This is a genomic window from Flavihumibacter cheonanensis, from assembly GCF_022352215.1.
Taxonomy (GTDB): Bacteria; Bacteroidota; Bacteroidia; order Chitinophagales; family Chitinophagaceae; genus Flavihumibacter; species Flavihumibacter cheonanensis.
Genome location: NZ_JAKRWF010000230.1, coordinates 1 through 279, shown reverse-complemented (window position 1 = coordinate 279; position 279 = coordinate 1). Strand labels below are relative to the sequence as shown.

Annotated in this window: 1 protein-coding gene; it reads left to right on the top strand. The window is 69.9% G+C overall.

The genetic code is table 11. The features are described from left to right. A partial coding sequence (locus MD536_RS21815; protein WP_239603886.1) for an FtsB family cell division protein occupies positions 1–279 on the top strand: 279 nt, incomplete at both ends.

The following is a 279-nucleotide window of genomic DNA, read 5'->3' as shown; positions in this document are numbered from 1 at the left end:
GCCGATGGGTACCTGGTTCGAACAGGACGACCAGCTGGCCCAACGCCAGGCCGAACTCGACGAACTGCAGCGCGTCAACGGCCAGCTCGCCGGCGAAGTCGAACGGCTCGACACCGAGGCCGGCATCCGCGAGGCCGCACGCGAAGAGATCGGTTTCGTCGAGGAAGGCGACCAGCGTTCCACCATCCTGCCGCTCCCGCCCGTGCCCAGCGACCTCCCCGACGGCTGGCCCTACAACGTGGTCACCCAGATCCTCGCCGCACGCACGGCTGGGCCCGC